The sequence below is a fragment of the Pseudomonas sp. FH1 genome, assembly GCF_000510895.2.
Classification (GTDB): Bacteria; Pseudomonadota; Gammaproteobacteria; order Pseudomonadales; family Pseudomonadaceae; genus Aquipseudomonas; species Aquipseudomonas azotoformans_A.
In genome coordinates this window covers 1-16,325 of record NZ_AOHM01000064.1, presented here as the reverse complement: position 1 = coordinate 16,325, position 16,325 = coordinate 1, and the positions used below count along the sequence as shown (strand labels likewise).

Here is a 16,325-nt window from a genome sequence, read left to right as displayed (position 1 = left end):
TCAATGTGGGAGCCAGCTCCCACATTGGATCGCCTTCACTCGAATCGCAGGATCACCCTGCGGTTATGTTTGCTCTTCTTCTCGATCTTCTCGCAAAACACCCGGCCGATTTCTTCGGTGTTGATCACATGGGTGCCCCCACACGGCTGGATATCAATGCCAGCGATTTCAATCACCCTGACCGAGCCTTGAATCACGGGTGGCGCCACGGCCTGTGTGCGGGTGATCTGCAGCAACGTTGCATACTCCGTAGCCGGCATCGACAGGGTTTTCACCGGGTGAGCCTGTTTGATCAGCGCATTGAGGTCGCGGGTGATGCTGTCTTTGTCGAGGGTCATTTCGGGCAGGTCGAAATCCAGCCGGCCCTTGTCCGCACTGATGCTGCATCCGGTGACCGGCGCATCGATGATCGAACACAGCAGGTGCAGGCAGGTGTGCATTTTCATGTGCTGGTAGCGCCGCTCCCAGTCGAGGCCTGCATCCACCTGTACCCCAGCCGTCAGCTGCGCGGGGCAGTGTTCCACCTGATGCCAGATGATCGAGCGCAGCACCGGGTCGCGCACCGTGCCGGTCACGTCGACCCGCGTACCGTCCGCGAGTGTGAGGTGCCCCGTGTCGCCGGGCTGTCCGCCGCCCGTGGGGTAGAACAAGGTGTGCTCCAGGGCGATGCCGTGTTCGCTGACGGCAATCACCCGGGCGCTGAAGGCGTTCTGGTAGGGCGCGCTGTCGAACAGCGCCAGGGTTTCCATGGTGTGCACGGACATGTTCAACCTCCGACGATCAGTGGGCTGGCTTGCAGCAGGGAACGCACCATTGCACTCAAACCAGGGGGCGAGAGCAGGGTGATTTCAAATTCCGGGCCGCAGACTTTCAGGTTAAGCGGCAAGCGTGGCAAATGGCTGCCCGACTCGACGCGATGCAAGCGAAATTGCAGGTGGTGGCGCTCCTTGACCGTGGGCTCCAGCATCAGCCCTGGCAAGGGATGGAAATCGGCGTCCAGCACGGTCACTTTATGGCTGGCGTTGATCTCGCCCACCACGTGCAATCGCTCATCCAGGGCAAAGGCGCCGAGGTAGTTGCTGTGGTCCGATTCATCGTTTTTTTGCAGCTGGATCTGGTTCACCACCTTGACCTTGGTGCCGGCGGGAACGTCCTGGGTGATGACGCAGGACGGGCTGATAAACACGTTATCGCCAATCAGCACATAGCCCAGCACGCGGGCCCCGGACCCGACCTCGACGTTATTGCCCAGGCGTGGATGGCGCTTGCCATCGGGGTTGTTGGCGATGCCACGGGCGCCCAAGGTCACGCCGCAGAGGATGTAGCAGTCGTTGCCGATTTCGCAGGTTTCGCCGATCACCGTGCCGTAGCCGTGGTCCAGCACGAAGCGTCGGCCGATGCGTGCGGCGGGGTGAATCTCTGCACCGGAAAGCACCTTGCCCTGGTTGCTCAGCTTGAGGGCAATGCGCGAGAACACGCCGTTGGTCTGGTCCGGGAAATGCCATACCAGGTGTGCCAGGCGGTAATACAGCACCGCCTTGAACGAAGCGTAGGATTCCAGGATCAACTCGCCGCGCCCACGTGAGGCCGGATCACGGTAAGCGTAGGCGATCAGGTCCTCGGCCACCGCCTGCGCCGCATTCTGGATCAGCGTGGCCAGGTGCGGTTCCAGCTGTTTCAGCTGGGCGGGCGTGAGGGTCTTGATGAGGTGGGTGAGCAACTCATCGTGCAACTGTTGCATGTCGATAAAACCGCCCATGGAGGCACCCCCGTATTCTGGTTGGCTGGAAACCCGTTTATTCGAAACTGGGCAGGTAGCTGTCGGCATTGTCGTAGACCATGGTCAGCACCACCGTTTCGGGCGGTAGTTCGGGGGCGAGCTTGGCGATGGCCACCATGTTGGCGGCGGACGACAGGCCCAGGCTGATAGCGTCGGTGCGCATGATGCGTTTCATCATGTCGATGCAGTCCTGGCGCGAGACCTTGAGCATGCCGTCGATCACGTCCAGGTTGAGAATGCTCGGGATCAGGCCGATCGACAGGCCCTGGATGTGATGCGGTGCGTGCTGGTTTTTCAGCAGGTCGCATTCTTCCGGTTCCACGCCCATGACGCGCAGCTGCGGCCAAGCGGCTTTGAGAGTTTCACCGATGCCGGTGATATGCCCTCCGGTGCCGATGCCGCTGACAAAGTAGTCGGCGCGCAGCTCACCGAAGGCTCGCAGGATTTCTGGTGCGGTGGTGTCGCGATGAGTCTGCGGGTTGGCGCCGTTGCGCTGCTGGTTGAGCATCACGTAGCTGGGGTTTTCCAACTGCAGTTCCATGCACTTTTCGCCGTGGGAATTGTTGCCCAGGCGGCTGTCCGACAGCACCACCTTGGCCCCATATAAACGCAGCAGCTTCTGTTTTTCGGGGCTGTAGTTGTCGGGGATCACCAGCACCACTTTGTAGCCCAGCACATTGCCGGCCATCACCAGGCCGATGCCGGTGTTGCCGCCGCTGGGTTCGATGATGGTTTGTCCGGAATCACGGATCAGCACGCCCCGGCGCTCGGCGTCGAGGATCATGCCCAGGGCGATACGCGCCTTGTGGCTGCCGCCGGGGTTGAGGGATTCGAGCTTGGCGTAGACCTCGATACCGAGGTCTTCGGAAAACTGCGCCAGGCGCACGATCGGCGTTTGGCCGATCACGTCGAGGATGGAGTTATGCAACATCATTCAGCCCCCCGCTCAATACAACGGCATGTCGGGTTCGACGTCGCGAACCCAATGCTTCATGCCACCCTGCAGGACTTTGGTGTTGGCGAAACCGGCGGCCAGCAAGGTACTGGCGGCTTGCTCCGCGCGGGTGCCGGCGTAGCAGATCAGGTAGTGGGTGTTGTCCCGGCTGAGACGGTCGAGGTGGCCGTCCAGTTCAGCCAGGGGAATATGCACCACGCCCGGCAATTTGCACACTTCCAGTTCGCTGGCGTCGCGCACATCCAGCAACACGTCTGCGCTGCTGGGGTGTTCGAGTACTTGCTTGAGTACTTGCGGCTTGATGTAGCGCTCTTCGGCCAGCGAGGGCTGGCTGGGCACGGCATCCGCGCAAACTGCGGGGGCCAGGGTTTCACTGTGCCGCGCTTCGGAGCAGCACGGGCAGTCGGCGCGGCGCTTGAAGCGGATTTCGCTGAACTTCATCGCCAACGCGTCGAAGCGCATCAGACGGCCGGATAACGGTTCACCAATGCCGATCAATAGTTTGATCGCCTCGGTGGCCTGGATCATCCCGACCACACCGGGCAGCACGCCGATCACGCCACCGGCGCTGCAATTGGGCGCCAGTTCTGCGGGCGGCGCGCTGGGGAACAGGCAGCGGTAGCACGGCCCGCCTTTGTAGTTGAGCACGCTGATCTGCCCGTCGAAGCGGTAGATCGCGCCGTACACCAACGGCTTGCCCAGTTGCACGCAAGCATCGTTGACCAGGTAGCGGGTGTCGAAATTGTCGGTGCCGTCGATCACCAGGTCGTAGGCGCCCACCAGTTCCAGGGCGTTGTCGGCGTTCAGCGCTGTGTCGTAGGCGTTGATCTGGATATGGAGGTTGAGGTCTTGCAGGCGCTGCTTGGCAGATTCGACTTTGGGCATGCCCAACGTACTGTTGCCGTGGACGATCTGGCGTTGCAGGTTGCTGCTTTCGACCACATCGAAGTCCACCAGCCCCAGGGTGCCGACCCCGGCAGCCGCCAGATACAGGCTGATCGGCGAGCCCAGGCCACCCGTGCCGATGATCAGCACCTTGGCTTTCTTGAGGTTCAACTGACCTTCGCGACCTACGCCCGGCAGGGTGATGTGGCGCACGTAGCGTTGTACTTCTTCGTTGCTCAGCGCGTCGACGTCCATGCCACCGGACGTGGCCAGCAGCACCTCGATTCTGGCTTTCTCGGGCAGTGGGTCATCCGCGCCAACCAGCTCTTCCTCGGCGGTAAACAGGAAGTGTTCCTTGAGCTGGTTGTTCTTCTCGTGAAACAGATGCGGACGCAACTGTGGGTGGCTGCTGCAGAGGTTTTCAATGACTTCGCGCAATGTCGATCCGGTGCCCTCGAGGGTCGATTCCGGCAGCTTGGCCACGCGAACCAGAATGTCGGGGAAAGAGACAGCGTTCATGGACAACTCCGTGTGCAGGTCGTTGAAGGGTTGAAGGGCGAAATGCTTGCCATCCCAGGCAAACAGCTTGGAGCCCAGGGCCTGGCCCTGGCGAACGTCGACCACCAGGTAGCTGACGGGGTAGATCGGCTCGCCCATGAACAGCGCCTTGTCCTGGTCTTCATCGCTGAAATAGGCACCCACGTCGGGGTGAGAGTGGTAGATCACCACCACCGGGTTGTCGCTGCGAAACGCCTTGTTCAGCAGCAGGGTGTCGGGCACCGAGAACGTGTAGCCGTTGGCCGCGCTGCGCGGGTACATCTCGGGGTTCTTGTGGTGCAGTTCATTCTGGATATTGCTGCCCAGGTACACGCTGCCGTCGGCGAAGACAAAACCACAACATTCCTCTGGGTAGCTGCGGCTGGCGTGGGCGTAGATCTGTTCCAGGGCCTTGGGGCGGAGGACGTCCATGTTTCTCTCGCGTGGCTGAAGTTGATGGGGCAGGGCAAGGGTCAATTTTTCTTGGCCAGGAGTTTTTCAACGGGCAGTTTGGTGATCGCAAAGCCGGCCAGCAGGATGGCCGAGTACAGCATCAGGTCGCGGGAAATCGACACGCCTTCGTACCAGGCGCCGATGATCACCGCGAACACCGGGAAGATGATGAACACGAACGACAGGATGATCGGGCTCAAGCGCTTGAGCAGCATGAAGTACACGATGAATCCGCCCACCGAAGCCACCAGGCCCAGGTAGAACAGCGCGCCCCAGGAGCGCAGGGTGATGGCCTCGAAAGTCGGCGTTTCAAACCACAGCCCGGCGACGAACAACATCAGCCCGGCAATCCCGATGGGCAGTGTGTTGTAGGTGATCACGCTGATGGCGCTGCCTTTCTGCTTGGTGATGACATAGCACAAGGCATGCATGACCGCGGCGGTGAGGATCGCCAGCACGCCGAAGAACTCAGCGTGGTCCAGGTGCAGGCCCTGGCTCTTGATGATCATGTAGAGGCTGCCGAAACCGATGCCGATGCCAACCACCTGGGAAAAGTAGATGCGCTCACGCAGGAACAGCGCGGAGAAAATCAGGATGAACACCGGCATGCAGCTGAACAGCAATGCGGTCAGGCCGGACGAGACATGCATCTCGCCGTAGTTGAGCAGGTAGTAGGGCACGCTGAAGTAGGACAGGGTCACGAACACGAAGAACCAGCGGCTCTCACGGGGAAACAGGATCGGCTCGCGGCGCACCATGGCAAAACACAGGAACAGCGGGAAGGCGATCAGGAAACGCAGGCCCGCGGACGTCAGTGGCGGCACGCTCTCCACGGCAATCTTGATCCCCAGCCACGTGGTGCCCCAACTCAGGCACACGATCAGGAACATCACGCTGGTGATCAGCCCGGCCAACCACTGTTTTTGGGTTTTGGTCTTGGCGGTGTTTTCGAGAACGGCGGACATTGGCATCGTTTATTGCTTCCCTGAGCCGGAATTGAACTCTATATTGAGCTTGTAATGAGTTGTAAAATTCGGCGATTGAACCCGTAAAAGCACACTATTAGGGCGAAAGATGGCTGTCAAAACAAATATTGACATGGTGTCAATTATGCGTGAGGGGTTGTCCAACGGTCAGGGCGTGAAGTACAAGCGCCTGTCCGATGTCATGGAACGGGGCATCCTTGAAGGCTTGATTGAACCAGGACGAAAACTGCCGCCCCATCGGGTGCTTTCCGACAACCTGGGTGTGACGATCGGCACCATCAGCCGGGCCTACGGTGAGCTGGAACGCCTGGGGTTGGTGGTGGCGCGGGTTGGTGACGGTACTTTCGTGCGCAAGCGTGGGATGGAGCGCCAGCGCGATGAAGGTTTTCGCAACTTCAGCGAAGAACCGCGCCAGTACTTCGACATGAGCCGCAATATGCACATCCCCGGTCAGGAAACCGTGTTCCTGGCCCAGAGCTTCCAGACCCTGTCGACCAACGCCAAATTCCTCCAGGACATCAGCGCCTACACCCCGGACGCCGGCCTGCCGCGTTACCGTGAAGCGGGCGCGCAATGGCTGGTGCAGCGTGATTTTCACCCGATCCCAGAACAGGTCATCTGCGTCAATGGCGGCCAGCACGGCTTGCTGTGTTCGATGATGGCGCTGTTACGGGCCGGCGATACGGTGGTCACCGAGCAACTGACGTATCCGGGCCTGATTACCGCTGCGCGGATGCTGGGTATCCGGCTGATCGGCCTGGAGATGGACGAAGAAGGTGTGCTGCCGAGCGCGCTGGACGAAGTCTGTCGAAATCACCGGGTTTCAGCGTTGTACTGCACGCCGACCATCCAGAATCCGACCACGGCGGTGCTATCAGTGGCGCGCCGCGAGGCCTTGGTCAAAGTGTGTCGTGAGCACAACCTGCTGATTCTTGAGGACGAAGCCCACGGTGTACTGGTCGAAGACCGGCCGCCGCCCCTCAGCCATTTCGCCCCTGAACGTACGATTTTGATCAGTAGCCTGAGCAAAGCGGTGTCGGCCGGGCTGCGTGTGGGCTATGTGCACGCGCCACCGGCGTTGGTCAGCCGTATTTCGGCGGCGCTGCGTTCGACTTGCTGGATGGCTACGCCCGTCACCTTGGAGCTTGCTACCCAGTGGATCGAAAACGGCACGGCGGAGTACCTGTTGCGCCAACAGATCAACGAGATCAGCCGGCGTAAGGCCTTGGTCCGCGACCTGCTGGCCGGTCTGGAATATCGCACCCATCTCAATAGCCCGCATTTCTGGATCGAAGTGCCGGAGCCGTGGCGGGCGTCGGAAATCGAGGCGGAGCTCAAGCAGAATAATTACCTGATCGCCACCGCCGAGGCATTCGCCGTTGGGCAAACGGCGGTGCCACAGTTTATTCGGGCGAGCATCTGCAATACGTCGGGGGATGATCAGTTGTTGCGGGCGGGGTTTGATGCGCTGGCGACGGCGCTGGGGCAGGGTGGAGGGCGCTTCCAGCTGTAGGCCTTGATCTTTGTGGTGAGCGGGCTTGCCCGCGCGAGGCAAGCTCGCTCACCACAAAAGTGCCAGGCAGAAAATATTACTTGAAGCGCCGCTCCACGCCTTTCTCCACCAGAATCTTCGCCGAAATCTCTTCCACCGAAAAATGCGTGGAATTGATGTGCGCAATATTCTCGCGACGGAACAGATTTTCTACTTCACGGACCTCGAATTCACACTGTGCATAGCTGGAATACCGGCTGTTGGGCTTGCGTTCATTGCGGATCGCCGTCAGCCGATCCGGATCGATGGTCAGCCCGAACAGCTTGTGCGAATGCGCGCGCAGCGCGGCTGGCAGCGTCAGGTGCTCCATGTCGTCCTCGGTCAGCGGGTAGTTGGCCGCGCGGATGCCGAATTGCATGGCCATGTACAGACAGGTGGGCGTTTTGCCGCAGCGGGATACGCCCACCAGGATCAGGTCGGCCTTGTCGTAGTAGTGGGTGCGGGCGCCGTCATCGTTGTCGAGGGCGAAGTTCACCGCCTCGATACGCTCCATATAGTTGGAGTTGTGCCCAATGGAATGGGACTTTCCTACCGAGTACGACGAATGTTCACTCAGCTCTTGTTCCAGCGGCGCCAGGAACGTCGAGAAAATGTCGATCATGAAACCATTCGACGTTGCGAGAATCTCACGAATGTCTTGATTGACGATGGTGTCGAAAATGATCGGACGAAAACCGTCTTTTTCGGCCGCCAGATTGATTTGTTGTACCATGGCCCGCGCTTTATCCACGCTGTCGATGTACGGCCGCGTGAATTTGGCAAAGGTAATGTTTTCGAACTGCGCGAGCAGGCTTTGACCCAATGTTTCGGCTGTGATGCCGGTGCCGTCGGAGATAAAGAAAGCAGATCGTTTCATTTGAGCCCTGGGCCTTAAGCTGATGGCGAATCTTGGATATGATAGGCGCGATTTTGCCGTCCCGCAGTGGGCCGCATTCTCACTTATTTTCCAGGTCCAGGCCACAAGCGCTGGCGATTGCTCCTACTGAGCAGCCGGCGTCCTGAGCTTTTCCAACACAGTTAGTGGAGAGATCACCTTGGTAGAGTACGTAGTTTCCCTCGATAAGCTCGGCGTCCATGATGTAGAGCACGTGGGGGGCAAGAACGCATCCCTCGGCGAGATGATCAGTAATCTTGCAGGCGCTGGTGTCTCGGTGCCCGGTGGTTTCGCCACCACGGCCCAGGCTTACCGCGATTTCCTCGAACTGAGCGGCCTCAACGCTCAGATCCACGCCGCGCTGGACGCCCTGGACGTCGACGACGTCAATGCCCTGGCCAAGACCGGTGCCCAGATCCGCCAATGGATCATGGAAGCCGAGTTCCCCGAGAAGCTCAACGAAGAAATCCGCACCGCCTTTGCCGCGCTGTCGGCCGGTAACCCGGACGTCGCCGTTGCCGTGCGCTCTTCAGCCACCGCCGAAGACTTGCCGGACGCCTCTTTCGCCGGCCAGCAAGAAACCTTCCTGAACATCCGCGGCGTGGAAAACGTGATCCGCGCGGCCAAGGAAGTGTTCGCCTCGCTGTTCAACGACCGCGCCATTTCCTACCGCGTGCACCAAGGTTTCGACCACAAGCTGGTGGCCCTGTCTGCCGGTGTGCAGCGCATGGTGCGTTCGGAAACCGGCACCGCCGGCGTGATGTTCACCCTCGATACCGAATCGGGCTTCCGTGACGTGGTGTTTATCACCGGCGCCTACGGCCTGGGCGAAACCGTCGTACAAGGCGCGGTCAACCCTGACGAATTCTACGTACACAAGCACACTCTTGAAGCCGGCCGCCCGGCCATTCTGCGCCGCAACCTGGGCAGCAAGGCTATCAAAATGATCTATGGCGACGAGGCCAAGGCCGGTCGCTCGGTGAAAACCGTTGAAGTCGACAAGGCCGAACGCGCGCGTTTCTGCCTGACCGACGCTGAAGTCAGCGAACTGGCCAAGCAAGCGATGATCATCGAAAAGCACTACAAGTGCCCGATGGACATCGAGTGGGCCAAGGACGGTGACGACGGCAAGCTCTACATCGTGCAGGCCCGTCCGGAAACCGTGAAAAGCCGCACGTCGGCCAATGTCATGGAGCGCTACCTGCTCAAAGAGACCGGCACCGTGCTGGTGGAAGGCCGTGCCATCGGTCAGCGCATCGGCGCCGGCAAGGTGCGGATCATCAAGGACGTGTCCGAGATGGACAAAGTCCAGCCAGGCGATGTACTGGTCTCCGACATGACCGACCCGGACTGGGAACCGGTAATGAAGCGCGCCAGCGCCATCGTCACCAACCGTGGCGGGCGTACCTGCCACGCGGCGATCATCGCCCGTGAACTGGGGATTCCTGCGGTCGTGGGCTGCGGCAACGCGACCCAGCTGTTGAAAGACGGCCAAGGCGTGACTGTTTCCTGCGCCGAAGGCGACACCGGTTTCATCTTTGAAGGCGAGCTGGGCTTCGATATCAAGCAGAACTCCATCGACGCCATGCCAGACCTGCCGTTCAAGATCATGATGAACGTCGGTAACCCGGACCGCGCTTTTGACTTCGCGCAATTGCCGAACGCCGGTGTGGGCCTGGCCCGCCTGGAGTTCATCATCAACCGCATGATCGGCGTGCACCCCAAGGCCCTGTTGAACTACGACGGCCTGCCGCTGGACATCAAGGAAAGCGTCGACAAGCGCATCGCCGGCTACAACGACCCGGTGGGCTTCTACGTCGAGAAGCTGGTGGAAGGCATCAGTACCCTGGCGGCGGCGTTCTACCCGAAAAAGGTCATCGTGCGCCTGTCGGACTTCAAGTCCAACGAATACGCCAACCTGATCGGCGGCAAGCTCTACGAGCCGGAAGAAGAAAACCCGATGCTGGGCTTCCGTGGCGCCTCGCGCTACATCAGCGAAGCGTTCCGTGACTGCTTCGAGCTCGAATGCCGCGCCCTCAAGCGCGTGCGCAACGAGATGGGCCTGACCAACGTCGAGATCATGGTGCCGTTCGTGCGCACCCTGGGCGAAGCGAGCCAGGTGGTGGACTTGCTGGCTGAGAACGGCCTGTCCCGTGGTGAAAACGGCCTGCGCGTGATCATGATGTGCGAACTGCCGTCCAACGCCATCCTGGCCGAAGAATTCCTGGAGTTCTTCGACGGTTTCTCCATCGGCTCCAACGACCTGACCCAGCTGACCCTGGGCCTGGACCGTGACTCCGGGATCATCGCGCACTTGTTCGACGAGCGGAATCCTGCGGTCAAGAAGCTGCTGGCCAACGCCATCCAGGCCTGTAACAAGGCCGGCAAGTACATCGGTATCTGCGGCCAAGGCCCTTCCGACCACCCAGATCTTGCCAAGTGGCTGATGGAACAGGGCATCGAAAGCGTCTCGCTGAACCCCGATTCCGTGCTGGAAACCTGGTTCTTCCTGGCGGAAGGCCAAGCGTCCGCCTAAGATCGTCACGTCAAAAGTGCCGGTCACCCGTGGTGGGTGACCGGCATTCTTATCTGTACAGGGCGGGAATCCTCGCGGACGCCGCCCTTTTTTGTGCAAGAGCATTATGCAAAGCAGCAGCAACCTGTTTCCCGTCGCCCTGATCAGCGCTGAACGTCGTGGCGACCTGAGTGAAGACGTGTATCGCCTAAAACCCGGTAACAGCCCCGACGGCACTGTCGAGCTGGCGGTTACCCGTTTGGGCCTGGCCGATGTCCCGGAAAACCGGGGCATCCCGGTTATTTTGTTGCATGGCAGTTTTTCCAACCGACGCTTCTGGTATTCGCCAAAAGGCATCGGGTTGGGTGCTTATCTGGCGCGAGAGGGGTTTGATGTCTGGATCCCGGAAATGCGCGGCCATGGCCTGTCCAAGCGCAATCATGACTACGCCCGCAACCGCGTCGCGGACTATGCGCGTTATGATTTGCCGGCCATCGGCGCGTTCGTGCGTGAGCAAAGCGGGCAGATTCCGCATTGGATCGGCCATTCCCTGGGCGGCACCAGCTTGGCGGCGGCCCTGGGTGGGCAGCACCTGGGTGCGCCGGCCGTGGCGTCGGTGGCGCTGTTTGGCTGCCAGGTCAGTCGCACCCACTGGCCGTTGAAACTGCCACCCGTGGAATGGACCGGGCGCCTGCTGTTGAAGCGTTTTGGCGAAGTGTCCGGCTCGCGCCTGAAGCGTGGCCCCGAGGACGAACCGGCGGGCGTGATGATCGAAGCCATGCGCTGGAATGGCCTGTTTGGCCGCTTCGGCGAGGGCAAGAACGATTGGTGGAAAGGCCTGGCTGAAGTCGATGTGCCGCTGTTGGCCGTCAGTGCGGCCGGGGATCATCAAGACCCCGACTGGGCCTGCCGCAAGCTGTTCGAGCAAATCGGCTCGGAGCACCGTCAGTACCTGTGCCTGGGCCGTCAGCAAGGCTTTACCGGGGATTTCGGGCATGTGGAGATGCTGGTGAGCAAAGCCGCCCAGGCCGAAGTGTGGCCGTTGGTGGTGCAGTGGCTGAAAGATCCGCTCACACCCTTGCCAGGCGCGCAGGCCGAGGTGTTGGCCACGGTTTGAGGCAACGCTCTGCCAAGGGCGTTTCGCTCATGTGTGGTTGCGGCTAAGATATGACGCGTTAAACGCTTCTGGTCATATTCAGTCGCGCAGTGGCTATTGCGTTGCGGCGAGACGGATGGGATGTTTCGCACCTGCCCTGGCTGGCGCTTCTTTCGAAAGACACCTCTTTGACGGAAAGGAATTTTTCAATGAACCATTACGTGACCCCCGATCTGTGCGACGCCTACCCGGACCTGGTGCAGGTGCTCGAACCGATGTTCAGCAACTTCGGCGGCCGGGATTCCTTCGGCGGCGAGATCGTCACCGTCAAATGCTTCGAAGATAACTCCCTGGTCAAGGAACAAGCCGATCAGCCGGGCGCCGGCAAGGTGCTGGTGGTCGACGGTGGCGGTTCCCTGCGTCGCGCGCTGCTGGGCGACATGATCGCCGAGAAAGCGGCAAAAAACGGCTGGGAAGGGCTGGTGATCTACGGTTGCATCCGTGATGTCGACGTCATTGCCCAGACCGATCTGGGTGTACAGGCCTTGGCCAGCCATCCGATGAAGACTGACAAGCGCGGTATTGGCGACCTGAACGTGGTCGTTACTTTCGCGGGTGTGACCTTTCGTCCGGGTGAATACATCTACGCCGATAACAATGGCGTGATCGTTTCCCCCAGCCCGCTGAAAATGCCCGAATAAGACAGGAGTAAGGATGTTCGAGGAAGAAAACGCGCAATGGGGCCTGGTGCATGCCCTGGTGCTGGACGGTAAAGGCGGTGCGCGTTCGATTGCCCGGACTGAACTCGACGACTTGCAACTGCAGCCCCAGGAGAGCCTGTGGCTGCATTGGGATCGCAGCCACCCGCAAACCCAGACCTGGCTGCGCAAATCCAGCGGCTTGAGCGAGTTTGCCTGTGACCTGTTGTTGGAAGAAAACACCCGTCCGCGCCTGTTGCCGCTGCCGGACTCGGAATTGCTGCTGTTCCTGCGCGGGGTCAACCTAAACCCCGGTGCGGAGCCGGAAGACATGGTCTCGGTGCGCATCTTTGCGGCTGCCAGCCGTGTGATTTCCCTGCGCCTGCGCCCCTTGCGCGCCACTGACGAGCTGTTGGTGCAGTTGGCGGACGGCAAAGGGCCGAAAACCGCGTCGGAACTCATCCTTTATATGGCGCAGTACCTGACCAATAAGGTGCAGGATCTGGTCTCCGACCTGTCTGAAATCGTTGATGCCGAGGAAGAAAAACTCGATACCGACGAACGGTATACCCCGGAACACGGCAGCATTTTGCAGATCCGCCGACGAGCGGCCGGGCTGAAGCGATTCCTCGCTCCGCAACGGGATATTTTTGCCCAGCTCACGCGGATCAAATTGCCGTGGTTCTGTGATGACGATGCCGACTACTGGAACGAATTGAACAACAGCCTGACCCGCTACCTGGAAGAACTCGAATTGACTCGGGAGCGCGTGGGGCTTGTGCTGGAGGCCGAAGACCGGCGTTTGAGCGTGCGCATGAACCGCACCATGTACCGCTTCGGGATCATCACCGGGATCTTCCTGCCGATGAGTTTTCTCACCGGTCTGCTGGGCATCAATGTGGGCGGTATTCCGTTCTCCGCCAGCCCCTATGGATTCATGGTGGCATGCCTGTTGATGGTCTCGGTGGCGCTTGGACAATGGTGGCTTTTTCGACGATTGCGCTGGGTTTGAGCTGAATATGACCTGAACGTAGGAAGGGTCCTATGTGACCCCAGGAATTTTACCCTCGTCTTTTAAATCACTTGCGAGAGGTCTTTATGCACGATCCGTTCGAACAGTCTTTGCGTGACATGCTCAATGCTTCGCCGTCCAACCGCGACGACGATGCCTGCCTGGGCCGCGTGTTGAAAACTGCCAACCGCCAGGTGGGTGCGGGTGACCTGTTCGGTCTGCTCGGCCGCTGGCTGCCGGCGTTGATGATGGCCCTGAACAACGGTTCGGCCCACGTATCGCCGGTTTCCCGTCGTAAACCTCTTGCTCGCACTGCTGATAAGGCTGATTGAATATGGAACTTGATCTCTGGACCCAGAGCCTGGTCACCGCGATGACCGCATTGTGGACCAAGGTGGCGAATTTCATTCCCAACCTGTTTGGTGCCTTGGTACTGGTACTGCTGGGCTTTGTCGTGGCCAAGCTGCTCGATACCCTGCTGTCCAAATTGCTCGCAAAACTGGGCCTCGATCGTCTGATGGCCGGCACTGGCCTGACCAAGCTGCTGGGTCGCGCCGGGCTGCAAGTGCCGATCTCCACCTTGATCGGCAAGATCGTCTATTGGTTCGTTTTGCTGATTTTTCTGGTTTCTGCGGCTCAATCCCTTGGACTTGAGCGAGTTTCAGCTACGCTCGACATGCTGGCGCTGTATTTGCCGAAGGTTTTCGGCGGCGCGCTGGTGCTGCTGGTAGGCGTTTTGCTGGCGCAACTGGCCAATGGGCTGGTGCGCGGCGCCGCCGAAGGCGTGGGGCTTGACTATGCGGCGGGCCTGGGGCGGATCGCCCAGGGCTTGGTCATTATCATCAGTATTTCGGTCGCGATCAGCCAGTTGGAGGTCAAGACTGACCTGCTCAACCATGTGATTGTGATCGTTTTGATTACCGTTGGTCTGGCCGTTGCGCTGGCCATGGGCTTGGGAAGCCGGGAAATTGCCGGTCAGATTCTTGCGGGAATCTATGTGCGTGAGTTGTATCAGGTTGGGCAACAGGTGCGTGTGGGCGAGGTCGAAGGGCAAATCGAGGAGATCGGCACAGTCAAGACGACGGTGCTGACCGATGACGGCGACCTGGTGTCGTTGTCCAATCGGATTCTTCTTGAGCAGCAGGTCAGTAGCCGCTAATCCGGCAAACCCTGCTAATGTACGCCGCCGCAAACCCGGCTGACCGGGCTGTAGCGGACATTGACCTGACTGTCGGCACGACTTGTTTTGAATAAAGCCCAAACGCTGTCCACGCGCTATGACCCCCGTGAGCTCTCTGATGAGGAGTTGGTCGCGCGCTCGCACACGGAGCTGTTTCACGTAACTCGCGCGTATGAAGAATTGATGCGCAGATATCAACGCACTCTGTTCAACGTTTGTTCAAGGTATTTAGGGAACGATAGAGATGCGGATGATGTCTGTCAGGAAGTGATGCTCAAGGTGCTGTACGGCCTGAAGAACTTCGAGGGCAAATCGAAGTTCAAGACATGGCTATACAGCATCACGTACAACGAGTGCATCACGCAGTATCGTAAGGAACGGCGAAAGCGTCGCTTGATGGACGCGTTGAGTCTGGACCCCCTCGAGGAGGCGTCTGAAGAGAAGGCGCCGGCACCCGAGGAGAAGGGCGGACTTGATCGCTGGTTGGTGTATGTGAACCCGATTGACCGGGAAATTCTGGTGCTACGATTTGTCGCAGAGCTGGAATTTCAGGAAATCGCTGACATCATGCACATGGGTTTGAGTGCTACAAAAATGCGTTACAAACGTGCTCTTGATAAATTACGTGAGAAATTTGCGGGCGAGACTGAAACTTAGTGCGTGGCAAATATCTCTTACGTGTAGGCAAGTTCTGTTAGACTTGTCGCCGAGTTGTCCCCCGGTTTGTGGGACTGCTTTACAATCACCAGATGGGGATTTAACGGATGAAACTGAAAAACACCTTGGGCTTGGCCATTGGTTCTCTTATTGCCGCTACTTCTTTCGGCGTTCTGGCACAAGGCCAAGGCGCAGTTGAAGGCGAGCTGTTCTACAAGAAGCAGTACAACGATAGCGTCAAGCACATCGAAGACGGCTTCAATCCTGGCGCTCGCATCGGTTACTTCCTGACCGACGACCTGTCCTTGAACCTGTCCTACGACAAAACCAACCACACCCGTTCGAACGACGGTACTGGTAACCAGAAGATCAAAGGCGATACCGGCAGCCTGGTTGCCCAGTATCACTTCGGTCAAGCTGGCGTAGACAGCCTGCGTCCATACGTAGAAGGCGGTTTCGGCCACCAGAGCCGTACCAACGTTCAAGCTGACGGCCACAGCGGTCGCGACCAGACTACCTTCGCTACCGTTGGTACTGGCGTGAAGTACTACTTCACCAACAACCTGTACGCTCGTGCCGGTGTTGAAGCTGACTACGGTCTGGACAACGGCAAGTGGGACTACTCCGCACTGGTCGGCCTGGGCGTGAACTTCGGCGGTAACGCTGGCGCAGCTGCTCCAGCTCCTACCCCAGCACCAGCTCCAGAGCCAACTCCAGAGCCAGAAGCTCCAGTTGCTCAGGTTGTACGTGTTGAGCTGGACGTTAAGTTCGACTTCGACAAGTCGGTTGTTAAGCCTAACAGCTACGGCGACGTGAAAAACCTGGCCGACTTCATGGCTCAGTACCCAGCTACCATTGTAGAAGTTGCTGGTCACACTGACTCCGTAGGTCCAGACGCTTACAACCAGAAGCTGTCCCAGCGTCGTGCTGACGCTGTTAAGCAAGTCCTGGTTAAAGACGGCGTTGCTCCTAGCCGTATCACCGCAGTAGGTTACGGCGAATCCCGCCCAGTTGCTGACAACGCAACTGAAGCTGGTCGTGCTGTTAACCGTCGCGTAGAAGCGTCGGTTGAAGCTCAAGCTCAGTAATTACTGAGTTGTCTAGTCCTGAAATAGGTTTACACCTGTTTCAGTCTCAAAACGCCC

General features: G+C 59.4%; 15 protein-coding genes. 9 read left to right on the top strand and 6 right to left on the bottom strand.

Annotated features, from left to right (window positions below):
* Window positions 1-35 precede the first annotated feature (35 nt).
* Genes H096_RS20440 through H096_RS20420 form a run of 5 tightly spaced genes read right to left on the bottom strand, consistent with a single transcriptional unit; the run spans window position 36 to window position 5,524 of the window.
* Window positions 36-764, bottom strand: a complete 729-nt coding sequence (locus H096_RS20440; protein ID WP_033901212.1) for an alanyl-tRNA editing protein — start codon at window positions 762-764, stop codon at window positions 36-38.
* A gap of 2 nt (window positions 765-766) precedes the next feature.
* The gene (locus H096_RS20435; RefSeq protein ID WP_033901211.1) at window positions 767-1,759 is read right to left on the bottom strand and encodes a serine O-acetyltransferase; all 993 of its coding nucleotides are present in this window, start codon (window positions 1,757-1,759) and stop codon (window positions 767-769) included.
* 37 nt (window positions 1,760-1,796) lie between these two features.
* Window positions 1,797-2,711, bottom strand: coding sequence for a cysteine synthase family protein (locus tag H096_RS20430; protein ID WP_025999978.1), 915 nt, complete (start codon window positions 2,709-2,711; stop codon window positions 1,797-1,799).
* 15 nt (window positions 2,712-2,726) lie between these two features.
* Complete coding sequence (moeB, locus tag H096_RS20425) at window positions 2,727-4,589, bottom strand: molybdopterin-synthase adenylyltransferase MoeB (protein WP_033901210.1); 1,863 nt, start codon at window positions 4,587-4,589, stop codon at window positions 2,727-2,729.
* Between the two features lie 41 nt (window positions 4,590-4,630).
* The gene (locus H096_RS20420) at window positions 4,631-5,524 is read right to left on the bottom strand and encodes an EamA family transporter (RefSeq protein ID WP_162240124.1); all 894 of its coding nucleotides are present in this window, start codon (window positions 5,522-5,524) and stop codon (window positions 4,631-4,633) included.
* 160 nt (window positions 5,525-5,684) lie between these two features.
* Between H096_RS20420 and H096_RS20415 the strand changes: the two genes are divergently transcribed.
* Window positions 5,685-7,109 carry a PLP-dependent aminotransferase family protein gene (locus tag H096_RS20415; RefSeq protein ID WP_033901208.1) on the top strand — a complete coding sequence of 475 codons (1,425 nt, stop codon included), beginning with the start codon at window positions 5,685-5,687 and terminating at the stop codon, window positions 7,107-7,109.
* A gap of 76 nt (window positions 7,110-7,185) precedes the next feature.
* Here the strand turns inward: H096_RS20415 and H096_RS20410 are convergent, their stop codons facing one another.
* Window positions 7,186-8,004, bottom strand: coding sequence for a pyruvate, water dikinase regulatory protein (locus tag H096_RS20410; RefSeq protein ID WP_003193298.1), 819 nt, complete (start codon window positions 8,002-8,004; stop codon window positions 7,186-7,188).
* Between the two features lie 178 nt (window positions 8,005-8,182).
* On the opposite strand from H096_RS20410, the gene ppsA reads away from it, so the two are divergent.
* From ppsA to H096_RS20370, 8 genes are all read left to right on the top strand, one after another.
* A complete protein-coding gene (ppsA, locus tag H096_RS20405) occupies window positions 8,183-10,558 on the top strand; it encodes a phosphoenolpyruvate synthase (protein WP_028617515.1) in 2,376 nt (791 codons plus the stop codon).
* A gap of 106 nt (window positions 10,559-10,664) precedes the next feature.
* A complete protein-coding gene (locus tag H096_RS20400; protein WP_033901207.1) occupies window positions 10,665-11,654 on the top strand; it encodes an alpha/beta fold hydrolase in 990 nt (329 codons plus the stop codon).
* A gap of 188 nt (window positions 11,655-11,842) precedes the next feature.
* Window positions 11,843-12,334 (top strand): ribonuclease E activity regulator RraA, encoded by a 492-nt coding sequence (gene rraA / locus H096_RS20395; RefSeq protein WP_028617513.1) that lies wholly within the window; start codon window positions 11,843-11,845, stop codon window positions 12,332-12,334.
* Window positions 12,335-12,347: 13 nt separating this feature from the next.
* Window positions 12,348-13,343: a zinc transporter ZntB gene (locus tag H096_RS20390; RefSeq protein ID WP_033901206.1), complete on the top strand. Its 996-nt coding sequence runs from the start codon at window positions 12,348-12,350 to the stop codon at window positions 13,341-13,343.
* Between the two features lie 86 nt (window positions 13,344-13,429).
* Window positions 13,430-13,675 carry a hypothetical protein gene (locus H096_RS20385; RefSeq protein WP_005790375.1) on the top strand — a complete coding sequence of 82 codons (246 nt, stop codon included), beginning with the start codon at window positions 13,430-13,432 and terminating at the stop codon, window positions 13,673-13,675.
* 2 nt (window positions 13,676-13,677) lie between these two features.
* Window positions 13,678-14,502, top strand: coding sequence for a mechanosensitive ion channel domain-containing protein (locus tag H096_RS20380; protein ID WP_003175519.1), 825 nt, complete (start codon window positions 13,678-13,680; stop codon window positions 14,500-14,502).
* Window positions 14,503-14,589: 87 nt separating this feature from the next.
* Window positions 14,590-15,180, top strand: a complete 591-nt coding sequence (gene sigX, locus H096_RS20375) for an RNA polymerase sigma factor SigX (protein ID WP_010208495.1) — start codon at window positions 14,590-14,592, stop codon at window positions 15,178-15,180.
* A gap of 107 nt (window positions 15,181-15,287) precedes the next feature.
* Window positions 15,288-16,268: an OmpA family protein gene (locus H096_RS20370; RefSeq protein WP_033901205.1), complete on the top strand. Its 981-nt coding sequence runs from the start codon at window positions 15,288-15,290 to the stop codon at window positions 16,266-16,268.
* Window positions 16,269-16,325 lie beyond the last annotated feature (57 nt).